This window comes from Cellulomonas flavigena DSM 20109 (genome assembly GCF_000092865.1).
GTDB lineage: Bacteria > Actinomycetota > Actinomycetes > Actinomycetales > Cellulomonadaceae > Cellulomonas > Cellulomonas flavigena.
The window spans coordinates 1484857-1497974 of record NC_014151.1 but is presented as its reverse complement, the minus strand read 5'-3'; the positions used below and the strand labels follow the sequence as shown (position 1 = coordinate 1497974).

The following is a 13118-nucleotide window of genomic DNA, read 5'->3' as shown; positions in this document are numbered from 1 at the left end:
CGTCAGTCCTCGCCGAGCGCCCGCGACGCGAGCTCACGCGCGTGCCGGTGCTCGGCCAGCACGTCCTGCGTCGGCGTGAGCAGCCGGCTGCGTGCGGCCGACTCGATCGCCGCCCGTCCGTCGGCCACGACCTTCGCCCGGCGCCGTGAGGCGGCGCGACGCCGCACGAGCGTCGCGACCCCGAGGAGCAGCACGCTGAGGGCCAGCACGCCGGCGACGGCACCGGTCGGCGGCTGCCACGGGACGTCAGCCCCGAGGCGCTCGGCCAGGAGCAGCCCCGCGCCGACCAACCCGGCGAGCCCTGCCACGGCCGCGAGCACGAGCGACGTGGTCGCGGCGCGCGAGCGGCGCGCCGCGAGCGGCACGTGCGCGAGCGCGCTCGTCACGGCGAGCCGCAGCTCGGCCGTCGTCGCCACGCGCGAGCGCAGGTCCTCCGCCCACGGCCTCGGCAGGCCCTGGGTCACGCTCGAGAGCCACGACGCGCGCGCCAGTCCCACACCGTCGGCGTGCACCTCCCCCAGGCGTGGCGGCTCACCGGCTCCCCCGCGCACGGCCGCCGCGACGGCGTCGCCCACCGCCGTCAGCCCTGCCGCCGCCGACAACCGGTCGACGACGACGCCGACCGCCAGCGAGCTCGGCGCAGGCTCGCGCGGCGCGACCTGCGCCCGGACCAGCCGCGCGGCGTCGGCGATCTCGGCATCGGCGTGGACCGCGGCCACGGAGCGGCGCGCGACGGCGTCCGCGAGAGCGTCGCGCAGCCCGGCCACCCCGTCGCCGGTCGTGGCCGACACCTCGTGAACCTGCACGTCGGGCAGACCGTCCTCGACCAGCAGGCGCCGCACGTCCGCCACGAGGTCGCCGCGCACCTCCGGCGGCACGGTGTCGACCTGGTTGAGCACGAGCAGCATGGAGGCGTCGCGACCCGTCATGCGGCGCAGGTAGCCCGAGTGCAGCGCGTCGTCGGCGTACTTCTGGGGGTCGACGACCCACACCAGGAGGTCGACCTGCGGCAGCACGCGGTCGACGACCTCACGGTGCTCGGGCGCGATCGAGTCGTGGTCGGGCAGGTCGAGCAGCACCAGGCCCCGCAGCGACGCCTCGCTGTCCCCGTCGAGGAGGCTCTCGCGCTCGATGCGGTGCTCGGGGTCGACGCCGATCCAGTCGAGCAGCGGACCCCCGTCGGCGCCCCACACGCACGCGGTCACGCGCGAGGTCGTCGGACGCCGCACGCCCACGTCCGCGAACTGCAGCCGGCTGACGGCGTTGAACAGGCTGGACTTGCCCGACCCGGTGCCGCCGGCGAGCGCGACGACGGTGTGGTCCACGCCGAGGGCGAGCCGTTCCCGGACGCGGTCGATCGTGCCGCCCACGCGCGTGACGACGTCCGCGTCGAACCGGGTGCCGCCCACGGCGAGCGCACCGTCGAGGGCGTCGACCCGCTCGACGAGCGCGGCGGTCGTGGCACCACGCACCGCGCCGGCGGGTGCGGCATCGGGCACGACCGGGACCTCGTGCGTGCGCCCGTCCGCCCCGGGGGCGACGGGGACGGTCGTGGTGCTCGTCGGGTCGTCGCTCACGTCAGCCCCTTGAGGACGGCGAGTCGCAGACGCAGGCGCGACGACGCGTCCGCCGCGAGGTCGGGGTCGTCGAGCGTGCGCTCGGCGATGGTGCGCTCGAGGTCCACCTGCGTGCGCGCGCGCCGCGCGAGGTCGTCGCGCAACGCGGTGACGACCTCGTCGGCGGGGTCGCCCAGCAGCGTGCGGGCGGCCGCGGCCGCCTCGTCGACGCCGGCGGCCGCGGCGAGGACGAGGGCGGTCAGCCCTTCCTCCCCCACGGCCCTGCTCACCTGCGCCCGGCGACGGGCGTCCGCGCCGCTCCCGGCGAGCAGCACCCGGACGTGCCGCGCACCCTCTCCCGACCACGCACGGGCGGCGCGCTCGGCGGCCGCCCCGCGCGACGCCTCGCCGTCGGGCCAGCGCGCGAGGACCGAGTCCCCGCCGGGCGGTGCCTGCGGCCCGGTGAGCGACGCGCGCAGCGCGGCGCCCGCGCGCAGCCCGACCGCCGTGAGCACCGACGCCGTGGACTCGGTCAGGTCCGACATGAGGGGCGCGACCGCGGCCGCGCGGGCGCGTGCGGTGCGCGAGGAGCCGCGGACGCGTCCCGACCGGCCGACGAGGCGCGCGAACGGTGCTCCCTTGGCGACGAGCTCGGCCCAGCGGGCGCGCACGGCGCCGTCGGCGACAGCTCCCGAGCGCACCGTCCGGGCGGCGGCGTCGCCCGGTGCGGCGGTTGCCTCGTCCAGCGTGCGGGAGATCCGTGCCGCGGCGTCGGCCTGGTCCTGCACGGCCTCCGCGAGCTCGTCGACCCACGGGCGCAGTGCGGCGAGCGAGCCGCGCAGCGTGCGGGCGACGACCGTGCGGGCCCGGTCCGGGCCGGCCAGCGTGGTGAGCCAGCGCAGGACGGGCGCCACGACGGGGCCGGCCAGCGGGCCGGAGTGCGGACCCACGTCGGGGATGACGAAGAGCGGGGATCCCGCCAGGCCGTGGGCACGCAGCCGCTCGAGCAGGTCGCCGCGCACGGTGGGCAGCGAGGCGGCGGGCACGCGGTTGAGCACCATCGCGACGGACGTGCTGCGTTCGACGGCCGAGCGGAGCACCTGCCACGGCAGCGCGTCCCCGTAGCGCGACGCGGTCGTGACGAAGAGCCACAGGTCGGCCGCCTCGAGCAGACGGTGCGCGGTGTCGCGGTTGGAGTCGAGGACGGAGTCGAGGTCGGGTGCGTCGAGGATCGCGATGCCCCGCGGCACGGTGTCGACCGCGACGGCGTCGACCTCGTCGAGCACGGGGTGGTGGGACAGCAGGTCCGTGTCCAGCGGGTGGTGCACGAGGACGGGCTCGCGCGTCGTCGGTCGCAGCACGCCGGCCGCGGTCACCTCACGCCCGACCAGGGAGTTCACGAGCGTCGACTTGCCGGCACCCGTGGACCCGGCCACGACGACCACCGCCGGCGCGGACAGCTCCGTCAGGCGGGGCACGAGGTGCTCGTCGAGCTGGTCGACGAGTCGTGCGCGCGACGCCCGCGCGTCGCCGACCCCGGGGATCTCGAGCGGGAACGACGTGGCGTCGACGTCGCGCCGCAGGTCCCGCACGGCGTCGAGCAGGGACGTCTGCGCGAGCGGGCGCGCGAGGATCTGCGGGGCCGTCGCGGGCTCGGCGACGGCTCCCGGCGCAGGCTCTGACGTCTGCGCAGGGACGGTCCCGGGCTGCGCGCTCACGGTCCCATTGTCGGTGCGACACCTGACCAGGCCAAACGCGGCGCGCGGGTGACAGGTCAGCGGTGTGCCCTCCGCAGCCCCTCGGGGCAGCGCCGTGGGCCGTGCGCGCCACTACGCTGGGCCGCACCAGCCCCCGTAGCTCAATGGATAGAGCAACGGCCTTCTAATCCGTAGGTTGCAGGTTCGAGTCCTGCCGGGGGCGCCGATCGTCGCGCCACACCAGGATGGTCAGATCGACCATCGACGACTGGACACCGGCCGCACCGAGCTCCACAATGGTCGCGATGACCATAAACCCGTATCGACGGGTCACCGGGATCGGAGCCGCACCATGAAGAGCGCCCTCGTCGTCGTCGACGTCCAGAACGACTTCTGCGAGGGCGGGTCCCTCGCCGTCGCCGGCGGAGCGGCCGTCGCCGCGCGCATCAGCGACTACCTGCGCCGCCACGGTGCCGAGTACGACACGATCGTCGCGACGCGCGACTGGCACGCTCCCCTGCCCGACACCAACGACGGCCACTTCGCCGCGCCGGGCACCGAGCCCGACTACGTCACCACGTGGCCCGTGCACTGCGTCGCCGGCACCCCCGGTGCGGAATACCACCCGGACCTGGTGCTTCCCGAGCGCACCGTGCACGTCGTCAAGGGCGAGTCGCGGCAGGACTACTCGGGTTTCCAGGGCCGCGTCGTCGACGCCGACGGGCCTGCGCAGCTCGGCGCGCTGCTGCACGCCCGGGACATCGCGTGCGTGGACGTCGTCGGCATCGCCACCGACTTCTGCGTGGCCGCCACCGCGACCGACGCGCGGCGCGCGGGCGCGACGGTCGTCACCGTCCTCACCGACCTGACGGCCGCCGTCTCCGCACCCACGGCCGTCAGGGCCCTCACCGACCTCACCGCGCAGCGGATCCGTCTCGAGGAGTCGCGATGAGCGCCACCGCACCCGAGGGCTACGACCCGGCGGACTACCCACCGTTCGCCCTCACCGTCGACCTCGCGGTCTTCACGGTGCGCGACGGCGGGCTCAAGGTGCTCCTCGTCGAGCGGGCCGAGGACCCGTACGCCGGCGCGTGGGCGCTCCCCGGCGGGTTCGTGGGGATCGACGAGGACGTCGCCGACGCGGCGTGGCGCGAGCTCGCCGAGGAGACCGGCCTGACGCGCACCGACTGGCACCTCGAGCAGCTCGGCACGTGGGGCGCGCCCGGCCGCGACCCGCGGATGCGCGTGGTCTCGGTGGCGCACGTCGCGTTCGCGCCCCACCTGCCGGACCCGCAGGCCGGGTCCGACGCGCGACGCGCCCGCTGGTGGGACGTCGACGACCTCGAGCTGCCGGGACTGCGCGGCGGCCACCACGACGACCCCGTCGACGACGCGCCCGCGCTCGCGTTCGACCACGCGCAGATCCTCGCTGCGGCGTTCGACCGCGTCGCGGCGAAGATCGAGTACACGTCGCTCGCGACAGCGTTCTGCCCACCGACGTTCACGCTCGGCGAGCTGCAGCACGTCTACGAGGCGGTGTGGGGGGTGCGCCTGGACCGCTCGAACTTCCGCCGCTGGGTGCAGCAGACGACCGGCCTCGTCCGACCGGCACCGACGGGTGAGCTGCGGGCACCGCAGGGCCGCGGCCGGCCCGCCGCGCTCTTCGAGGCCCGCACCGACGGTGTCGTGACGCTGCACCCTCCGATGCTGCGCCCCGCGGACGCGCGGGCGCTGCGCCGGGACGGCGTGCCGCGCTGAGCCACGGGCGGGCGGGGAGGACGCGTCAACCGGTGTGCCGGGCGAGCTCGTAGCCGTCCTGCACGTGCACGACCTCGAACGGCACGCCCGGGTGCAGCAGCTGCGCGACCTGCAGCACGTCGCCCCACTCGGCGGGCGTCCCGCCGGAGTAACGGTCGATGAGCAGGTACTCCGGCACGGGGTTCTGGTTGCCCAGGTAGTACACGTCCGTACGGTCGACGAGGTACGACATGAGGCCGACGTCCGTCTCGACGACCGCGCCGTCCGGGACGGCGGCGAGCGTGGCCCGCGCCGCCTGCGTGCGTGTCGCTGCGAAGTGCTGGCCGGGGTTGGTCAGCTGCCACAGCGGCAGCTGCGACATCAGCATGAGCGTGGCCGTCAGGCCGACCACGGGCGCGTACCGGGAGTAGCGCCGCAGCCAGCGCACCCGACCGCGTCGCGCACGGTCGACGCCGTCGAGCATCGCGACGAACGCGATCGGCAGCAGCACGGCGCTGTAGTGCCAGGTCGGCTCCCAGTAGCCGGGCTCGGCCGACAGGAAGCGCCAGCCCAGCGTCGGCGCCGCGACGAGCACGAACGGCGAGCGCAGCGCGATCGCGCCGGTGACGACCACCAGCAACCACAGCGTGTACGCCTTGGCCGGCGCGTACAGCGCCAACGGGTCCGCCAGCGCGGCCCCCACGTCGAGCCGGGAGCCGTACGCCCACTCCCCGTCGGGGTTGAGCAGCGGCAGCACGACGCGGGTCGCCAGGAGGAACGCCGCGACACCCCACGCCGACAGCCACAGATAGGACAGCCGCCGCGCGCGCCACGCCAGCACGCCGCCGAGCACGGCCGTCGTCAGCCCCAGGTCCTCCTTCACCAGCGCGAGCAGCGCACCGGCCACCAGGGCGTCCCGCCACCGCTCGCGCAGGACGCCCGACAACGCGATCGCCAGCAGCGGCACGGCGAACGCGATCTCGTGGAACTGCGCCTCGACGGCGTACTGCAGCCCCCAGCTCAGCCCGAACGCCACCCCGACGAGCGCCCCCGTGACGCGCCCGAGCAGCGGCACCGCCGCCCGCGTGACCACCGCCGCCGCCAGCCCGAACAGCACGTTCTGCAGCACGAGCAGCGTGAACGCCGACGGCGCGAGGGCATACACGGGGCCCAGCAGCACGAGCAGCGGGTGGAAGTGGTCGCCCAGCAGGTGGTACTCGGGCCCCTTGATGTGGACGATCGGCGTCTCGAGGCTCGCGTAGCGCGACGCGAGCTGCGTGAAGATCCCCAGGTCCCACGACCGCACGACGAACGCGCGCCACTGCGCCAGGGAGTAGACGGTGTAGACGACGGCGACCAGCAGACCGACGGCCGAGGGCAGCGCCCAGGTGCGCGCGGCGCCGCGGGCGCGCTCGCGCCACGCCGGACGCTCGACGAGCGCGACGTCCGCGGCCGCGGCCGTCGGCTCGTCGGGAGTCGGCGTCACGTCGGCGGCGGGAACCTCGTCCGGCTCCGGGCGGGACGTCGCGTCGTCCTCGGCCACGTCGGCGACGGGTACGGGCTCTCGGGACGACACGGGACCTCCAGCGGCGCGGGCGGCGGCGCGGCGACCACCGATGGACGCCTGGCATCCTGCCACGCCGTCCCGACGCCCGGAAATGTCGTGACACGGCGGGACCGGTTCTGGTGCCCTGGATCTGCCCACCCACCACGAGCACACCCCGTCCGGGGGTGTCCTCGTCATGCCCTCGAGGAGACGACATGCATCCCCTGAGCACGTACGAGGCGCACCGCCGCGACCAGGCCGCGCTGCTGCGCCGCTCGACGCAGCAGCGCACCGGCACGCCGGCCGCGGCCCGTCGCACCCGTGCCCGGCGTCGGCCGCCGGACCCGCCGGACCGTCGGTCCGGCATCCGCGTCACCGACACCTGGCTGCCCACGGCCCCACCCGTGGCACCATGAGCCCGTGCCCACGCCCGCCCACCGCGCACCCGCCGTGGGCGGGCGTCCCACGTGATGGGGCGGCACGACGGCCGCGCCGCGGTCCCGCCCGCCCCGTGGTACGCCCGCGTCGCCCGGGCGGCCCTGCGCTGGCTGGGCCGCCTGGCGCTCGGCGCGCTGGCCGGCGGCGTGGTCCTGGGGGCGACGCTCTGGGCCGGCACCTCGTGGCAGGCGTCGCGTGCGCTGGGCGCCGCTGCGGCCTTCGTGGTGGTCGTCGCGACGGCGCTCGCCGCGACGCTGCCACCGTTGCCCGACCCGACGCCGCCGCCACCGCACGACGAGCCGGGGACGCGCCGCCCCACGGCCCGCGACGGCCGATGACGCGCACGCGTCCTAGTCTGTCGCCGTGACCAGCACCGCCGACGACGCACCGACCACCTCCCCCGCACCCGCGCACGGCGCGCACGCGAGCAACGACCGCATCGTGTGGGTGGACTGCGAGATGACCGGGCTCGACCTCGTGCACGACGCCCTCGTCGAGGTCGCCGCCGTCGTCACCGACTCCGAGCTCAACGTCCTGGGCGACGGGGTCGACGTCGTCATCGCGCCGCCGGCCGAGGCGCTCGCGCAGATGAACGACTTCGTCCGGTCGATGCACACGACCTCCGGGTTGCTGCCCGAGCTCGAGCACGGCGTGACGCTCGAGGAGGCCGAGGCGCAGGTGCTGGAGTACGTGCGCACGTGGGTGCCGGACGTCGGCAAGGCCCCGCTGGCAGGCAACTCGGTCGGTACCGACAAGGCCTTCCTCGACCGCCACATGCCCGGCCTCGTCGGGCACCTGCACTACCGGATCATCGACGTGTCGTCGATCAAGGAGCTCGCACGCCGCTGGTACCCGCGCGTGTACTTCGCCGCCCCGGAGAAGAACGGTGGCCACCGCGCGCTGGCCGACATCCTCGAGAGCATCGACGAGCTGCGCTACTACCGGGCCGCGCTGCTGCCTGCCGCGCCGGGTCCGGACTCGGCGCACGCGCGCAGGGTCGCCGCCCAGGTCGCCGCGACGAGCGTCAAGCGCGGGCTCCTGCCGGGCGCCTGAGCGTCCCCGCGCGCCTCGCACCGGGGCGCGCGGAACGGCGCGGACCGCGGCACGGGCCCGGGGAACGCCGCAGGGCGCCGACCGAGGTCGACGCCCTGCGACTGCTGGGGTGGCTAACGGGACTTGAACCCGCGACCCCCTGGACCACAACCAGGTGCTCTACCAGGCTGAGCTATAGCCACCGCGGTGCCCACGATGCGGGGCACCAGCACCGCTGCGAGCAGCGGGCCGACGACGAGTGTAGCGGGTGCGACGGCGAGCTTCGTCACCCATGACCGCCGCGCTGCGCGGCGCAGCGTGCGAGACGCGTCACAGCCGCGCGACGACGGCGTCCGCGAACCGCTCGACGGCCCCGGGACTGGGCTCGAAGAACAGCGCAGGCTCGGCGAGCTCGACCTCCAGGACGACCGGCTGACCCTCGTCGTCCGGGATGAGGTCGACACGCGTGTACAGCAGCGGCGCGCGGTCGGGGAACACCTTGCCGAGCTCGGCGACCACCAGGTCCCCCAGCGCGCGCTCCCGCTCGGTCGGCTCGCCCGCGGCGAGCACGCGCTCGCGGAACATCACGCCCTCGGTCTCCCCCGCCCGGTACGGCCCTTCGAGCAGCGGCTCCTTGCGCACGGCGTGGCTGAACTCGCCGTCGACGTAGACCAGCGCGCTCTCGCCCTGGGTGTCGACCTGCGTGAGGTAGCGCTGCAGCATGACGCGGCGACCGACCGCGAGCAGGTTCTTGGCGTGCGTGATGGCCAGCGAGCGGGACGGGGTCTCGCCCGCGTCGTACCGGCCGGTGTCGCGCGAGCCCGCGCTGACCGTGGGCTTGATGACGAAGTCGCCGAACGCCGGGAACCGCGTGTGGATCGCGCGGGCGTCGAGGTTGCGCTCCGGGTCGAGCCAGATCGTCGGGACGATCGGGATGCCGCGCTGCTCGAGGTCCCGCAGGTACGTCTTGTCGATGTTCCACGCGACGACGTCCGCGGGGTTGAGCAGCGTGGAGGTGCGCTCGACGCGCCGCGTCCAGTCGGAGAACTGGGTGGGCCGGTCGGTGTAGTCCCACGTCGAGCGGATGAGGACGCGCGAGTACGCCGACCAGTCGACGGTCGGGTCGTCCCACACCACCACGTCGGTGGGGACGCCGCGCTCGTGCAGCGCCGCCCGCAGCGGGAGGTCGTCGGCGTCGAGCTCGGGAAGCTGGGCGCACGTGGCGAGGGCAAGGCGTGCGGTCGGTTCGCTCACGTCCTGCACTGTACCCAGCGCGTGTGACGAGCGTGCTCCGGTCGTGTGACGTCCCGGCGACGTCCCGGCGTCGGGCGTCGCCCGACGTCAGTCGGTGCCCCGGCCCGCCGCGGTCAGCCGGCGCAGCGCGCGCACGACGCTGTCGCCCGTGGCCGTCCCGACCGGCCGGCCCGCGTCGTCGAGGACCGCGAGGCGCGCCCCGTCGTGCCCGGCGGCGACGGCGGTGAGGGCCTCCACGACGTCCCCCAGCTCGGCACCCAGACGCACGGCACCGCCGCGGGGCGCACCGTCGCCCGGCGCAGCGTCGCCCGGCGCACCGTCGCCCGGCGCACCGTCGCCCGGCGCAGCGTCGCCCGGCGCACCGTCGCCTGGCGTGGCGGCCCGCGCGGGCGCGTCGTGCCGGGGCTCGAGGTCCTCGGGCTCCAGCCGGCCGAGCGCCAGGAGCCGCGCGGTGCGGCCGCGGCCGACGAGGTCCGCGACCTGGTCCGACGCCGGGCGCGCCACGACCTCCAGGGGGTGCGCGAGCTGCTCGACGCGCGCACCGCGGCTGAGCACGACCACGCGGTCCGCCATCCGCACCGCCTCGTCCACGTCGTGCGTCACCATCATCACGGTCGTGCCGAGCTCCCGCTGCAGCCGCGCGAACTCCTGCTGCAGGCGGGCACGCCCCACGGGGTCGACCGCGCCGAACGGCTCGTCCATGAGCAGCACGGGCGGGTCCGTCGCGAGAGCGCGCGCCACACCGACGCGCTGCCGCTCGCCGCCCGACAGCTCGTGCGGCCAACGCCGCGCGTACCGGTCGGGGTCGAGCCCCACGAGCTCGAGCAGCTCCAGGACGCGGGCGCGCGTGCGGCGCCGGTCCCACCCGAGCAGCCCGGGGACGGTGCCGACGTTCTGCGCGACGGTGCGGTGCGGGAAGAGCCCGACGTTCTGGATGACGTAGCCGATGCGGCGGCGCAGCGCGACGGGGTCGACGTCGGTCACGTCCTCGTCGCCCAGCACGATGCGCCCGGACGTCGGCTCGACCAGCCGGTTCGCCATCCGCAGGGTCGTGGACTTGCCGCAGCCCGACGGCCCCACGAGCACGAGCAGCTCGTGCGCCCGGACCGCGAGCGTGAGGTCGTCGACGGCGACCGCTCCCGCGTACTCCTTGCGCACCGCCTCGAAGCGGATCGCCGCGGCGTCCTCGACCCCGGCAGCGCCGGGCACGGCGGGTGCTGACCTCGTCACGGGCAGCGACGCTAGCGGCCGCCACCGACGTGCGCGCGCCGGAGCTCACCGCGCGCGTGTCGGTGCACGTCAGTAGGTTCGGCGCATGCCGTCCGGTCCGGTCCTCGCGGCCGCCGCCAACCCGTGGTTCTCGTGGGACTACCTCGAGCGCAACGGGTCCGACGTGCTGCGGTACACGCAGCAGCACGCGTCGCTGACGGTGCAGGCCGTGCTGATCGCGCTCGTGGTCGCCCTGCCGCTCGCGGCGCTCGCGCACGCGCGTCCGCGCCTGGCCGCGCCGGTCCTGGCGACCACCGGCGTGCTCTACACGGTCCCGTCGCTGGCCCTGTTCGCGGTCCTCGCGCCCGTGACGGGCATCGGGCGGACCACCGTGCTCGTGGGCCTCGTGGTGTATGCGCTCCTCGTGCTCGTCCGCAACGTGCTCGTGGGGCTGCAGTCGGTGGACCCCGCGGTGCGCGACGCCGCACGCGGCATGGGCTACGGACGCTGGCGCCTGCTGCTGGGCGTCGAGCTGCCGCAGGCGGTGCCGGCCGTCGTCACCGGGATGCGCCTGGCGACCGTGAGCACCGTGGCACTGGTGACGGTCGGTGTGGTGGTCGGGTACGGCGGGCTGGGGCAGCTGATGTTCCGCGGCTTCCGCAGCAACTACCACGCGGAGGTCATGACGGCCACCGTGCTGTGCCTCCTGCTCGCGCTCGTCGCGGACCTCGTCCTGGTCGCCCTCGGTCGGGCGCTGACGCCGTGGAGCCGCGCCTCGGCCGGCAGGCGGCGCCGGGGGCCCGCGCCGTCCGACGCGCGTGAGGAGGTCGCGTGGGCGTCCTGACCGAGGCCTTCCTCTGGCTCAACGACCCCCTGAACTGGACGGGCCGGCAGGGCGTGCTCGCCCTGACCCGCACGCACCTGGCGGTGTCGGCGGCCGCCGTCGGTCTCGCGCTCGTCGCCGCGCTGCCCGTCGGGCTGTGGCTCGGGCACCGCGGCCGCGGCGCCACGCTGGGTGTCGTCGTCGCCAACACCACGCGCGCGCTGCCCACGCTGGCGCTGCTCACCCTGCTCGCCGCGGCCGGGTGGTTCGGCAGCACGGCGACCGCCCTGGCCTGCGCCGTGTTCGCGGTCCCACCGGTCCTCGCGAACGCCGTGACCGGTGTCGCCGGGGTCGACGCCGACGCGCGCGACGCGGCGCGAGGCCTCGGCATGTCGGGGGCCCGCGTGCTGTGGACCGTCGAGGTGCCGCTGGCCCTCCCCCTGGTCGCCGCGGGCATCCGGACCGGCGCGGTCCAGGTGCTCGCGACGGTGCCGCTCGCGGCGCTCGTCGGCGGCACGAGCCTGGGCACCGTGGTGGTGAGCGGGTTCGCGACCCAGCGCTACGGCAAGGCGCTGGCCGGCGGCATCCTGGTGGCCGGGCTGTGCCTCCTGGTCGAGGGGGTCCTGGCGGTGCTCGAACGCGCCCTGACACCCCCGGGGTTGCGCGCGCAGCGTCGGGGCGCCCGTGACCGGCGCGCAGCGCGCCCGGGCACCGCGCCCGCTCCGGTTGCCGTGGGCGCCGGCGGCGGATCGAATGATCCCCGGACGTCCCCCTGACCGTCCGCCCGCGCTCTGCGACAGGAGACCTGCATGCGCACCAGCACGCGCACCCGCTCGCTCGGCGTCCTCGCCGCCGTGGTGCTCACCCTCGGGGCGTGCGGCACGCCCGGCTCGGGCGGTGGCCAGGCCGAGACCGAGCCGACGAGCGCCGCGGGCGGACCGCCCGCGTGCGCGCCGGTCGCGGGCGAGACGCTCGTGGTGCTCGAGGACGACAAGGGCCTGCAGAACGCCGACAACGTGCTCCCCGCCGTCAACGCGCAGGTCGCGGCAGAGCACCCGACGGTGCTCGAGCTCCTCGACGCCGTGTCGGCCGCGCTCGACACCGACCGGCTCATCGAGCTCAACCGCGCGGTCGACGTCGAGCGCAGGACGTCGGCCGAGGTCGCGCAGGATTTCGTGGCCGAGAAGTCGCTCGCCGCGACGGACGCGACGGCCGGTGCGGGCACGACCCTGACCGTCGGCGCCGCCAACTTCTCCGAGAGCATCACGCTCGCCGAGATCTACGCCGCCGTGCTGCGCAGCGCGGGCTTCGCTACCGAGGCCCGGACGATCGGCGCGAGAGAGACGTACCTGCCCGCGCTGCAGTCCGGCGAGGTCGCGGTCGTCCCCGAGTACGCCGCGACCCTCGCGACGTTCCTCAACGGCCAGGTCAACGGTGCGGACGCGCCGCCGGTGGCGTCGAGCGACGTCGACGAGACCGTGGCCGCGCTCACACCGCTGGCGGCGGAGTCGGGCCTGGTCGTGGGCGCCCCGTCGGAGGCGCAGGACCAGAACGCGTTCGCCGTGACGGCGGAGTTCGCGGCCGAGCACGGTCTCGAGACGCTGTCGGACCTCGCCGCGAGCTGCGGTGGCGTCGTGCTCGCGGGGCCGCCGGAGTGCCCCGAGCGACCGTTCTGCCAGATCGGTCTCGAGGAGACGTACGGACTGTCCGTCGGCGAGTTCAAGTCCTACGACTTCGCGCTCATCGGGCAGGCCGTGCGCCAGGGTGACGCCGCCGTGGGCCTCGTGACGTCGTCGGACGGGTCGCTCGCGCCGCGGGGCTGACCC

13 protein-coding genes and 2 tRNA genes are annotated in these 13118 nt (G+C 75.7%); 9 read left to right on the top strand and 6 right to left on the bottom strand.

Translation table 11 applies throughout. The features are described 5' to 3' along the window. Nucleotides 1-2: 2 nt before the first annotated feature. Entirely contained in the window at nt 3-1577 is a 1575-nt protein-coding gene (locus CFLA_RS06805) for a GTPase (protein WP_013116582.1), read from the bottom strand. Next, nucleotides 1574-3274, bottom strand: coding sequence for a dynamin family protein (locus tag CFLA_RS06800; protein WP_013116581.1), 1701 nt, complete (start codon nt 3272-3274; stop codon nt 1574-1576). The genes CFLA_RS06805 and CFLA_RS06800 overlap by 4 nt, the downstream gene beginning before the upstream one ends. A gap of 129 nt (nt 3275-3403) precedes the next feature. On the opposite strand from CFLA_RS06800, the gene CFLA_RS06795 reads away from it, so the two are divergent. From CFLA_RS06795 to CFLA_RS06785, 3 genes are all read left to right on the top strand, one after another. Beyond that, nucleotides 3404-3476: transfer RNA gene (locus CFLA_RS06795), tRNA-Arg, on the top strand. 129 nt (nt 3477-3605) lie between these two features. Next, the gene (locus CFLA_RS06790; protein ID WP_013116580.1) at nt 3606-4205 is read left to right on the top strand and encodes an isochorismatase family protein; all 600 of its coding nucleotides are present in this window, start codon (nt 3606-3608) and stop codon (nt 4203-4205) included. Next, nucleotides 4202-5011 carry an NUDIX hydrolase gene (locus CFLA_RS06785; protein ID WP_013116579.1) on the top strand — a complete coding sequence of 270 codons (810 nt, stop codon included), beginning with the start codon at nt 4202-4204 and terminating at the stop codon, nt 5009-5011. Before CFLA_RS06790 ends, CFLA_RS06785 begins: the two co-directional genes overlap by 4 nt. Before the next feature lie 25 nt (nt 5012-5036). Here the strand turns inward: CFLA_RS06785 and CFLA_RS06780 are convergent, their stop codons facing one another. Next, nucleotides 5037-6566, bottom strand: coding sequence for a DUF2079 domain-containing protein (locus CFLA_RS06780; protein WP_013116578.1), 1530 nt, complete (start codon nt 6564-6566; stop codon nt 5037-5039). Nucleotides 6567-6751: 185 nt separating this feature from the next. Here CFLA_RS06780 and CFLA_RS06775 point away from each other — a divergent pair, with 185 nt between their 5' ends. The 3 genes from CFLA_RS06775 to orn are packed head-to-tail and all read left to right on the top strand — an operon-like array spanning nt 6752 to nt 8027. Further along, the gene (locus tag CFLA_RS06775) at nt 6752-6952 is read left to right on the top strand and encodes a hypothetical protein (RefSeq protein ID WP_013116577.1); all 201 of its coding nucleotides are present in this window, start codon (nt 6752-6754) and stop codon (nt 6950-6952) included. Between the two features lie 54 nt (nt 6953-7006). Beyond that, nucleotides 7007-7312, top strand: a complete 306-nt coding sequence (locus CFLA_RS06770; RefSeq protein WP_013116576.1) for a hypothetical protein — start codon at nt 7007-7009, stop codon at nt 7310-7312. A 25-nt stretch (nt 7313-7337) separates the two neighbouring features. Further along, nucleotides 7338-8027, top strand: coding sequence for an oligoribonuclease (orn, locus tag CFLA_RS06765; protein WP_013116575.1), 690 nt, complete (start codon nt 7338-7340; stop codon nt 8025-8027). Between the two features lie 105 nt (nt 8028-8132). On the opposite strand, the gene CFLA_RS06760 is transcribed toward orn, so the two are convergent. From CFLA_RS06760 to CFLA_RS06750, 3 genes are all read right to left on the bottom strand, one after another. Further along, nucleotides 8133-8209 (bottom strand) — tRNA-His (locus CFLA_RS06760). Between the two features lie 127 nt (nt 8210-8336). After that, nucleotides 8337-9260, bottom strand: coding sequence for an ATP-grasp domain-containing protein (locus CFLA_RS06755; RefSeq protein ID WP_043600064.1), 924 nt, complete (start codon nt 9258-9260; stop codon nt 8337-8339). A gap of 87 nt (nt 9261-9347) precedes the next feature. Further along, nucleotides 9348-10490, bottom strand: coding sequence for an ABC transporter ATP-binding protein (locus CFLA_RS06750; protein WP_245530314.1), 1143 nt, complete (start codon nt 10488-10490; stop codon nt 9348-9350). 85 nt (nt 10491-10575) lie between these two features. On the opposite strand from CFLA_RS06750, the gene CFLA_RS06745 reads away from it, so the two are divergent. The 3 genes from CFLA_RS06745 to CFLA_RS06735 are packed head-to-tail and all read left to right on the top strand — an operon-like array spanning nt 10576 to nt 13115. Then, nucleotides 10576-11313, top strand: a complete 738-nt coding sequence (locus CFLA_RS06745; protein WP_013116572.1) for an ABC transporter permease — start codon at nt 10576-10578, stop codon at nt 11311-11313. Continuing rightward, on the top strand, nt 11301-12068 hold the full coding sequence (locus CFLA_RS06740) for an ABC transporter permease (protein ID WP_013116571.1): 768 nt from the start codon (nt 11301-11303) through the stop codon (nt 12066-12068). The genes CFLA_RS06745 and CFLA_RS06740 overlap by 13 nt, the downstream gene beginning before the upstream one ends. A 33-nt stretch (nt 12069-12101) precedes the next feature. Beyond that, entirely contained in the window at nt 12102-13115 is a 1014-nt protein-coding gene (locus CFLA_RS06735) for a glycine betaine ABC transporter substrate-binding protein (RefSeq protein ID WP_013116570.1), read from the top strand. Nucleotides 13116-13118 lie beyond the last annotated feature (3 nt).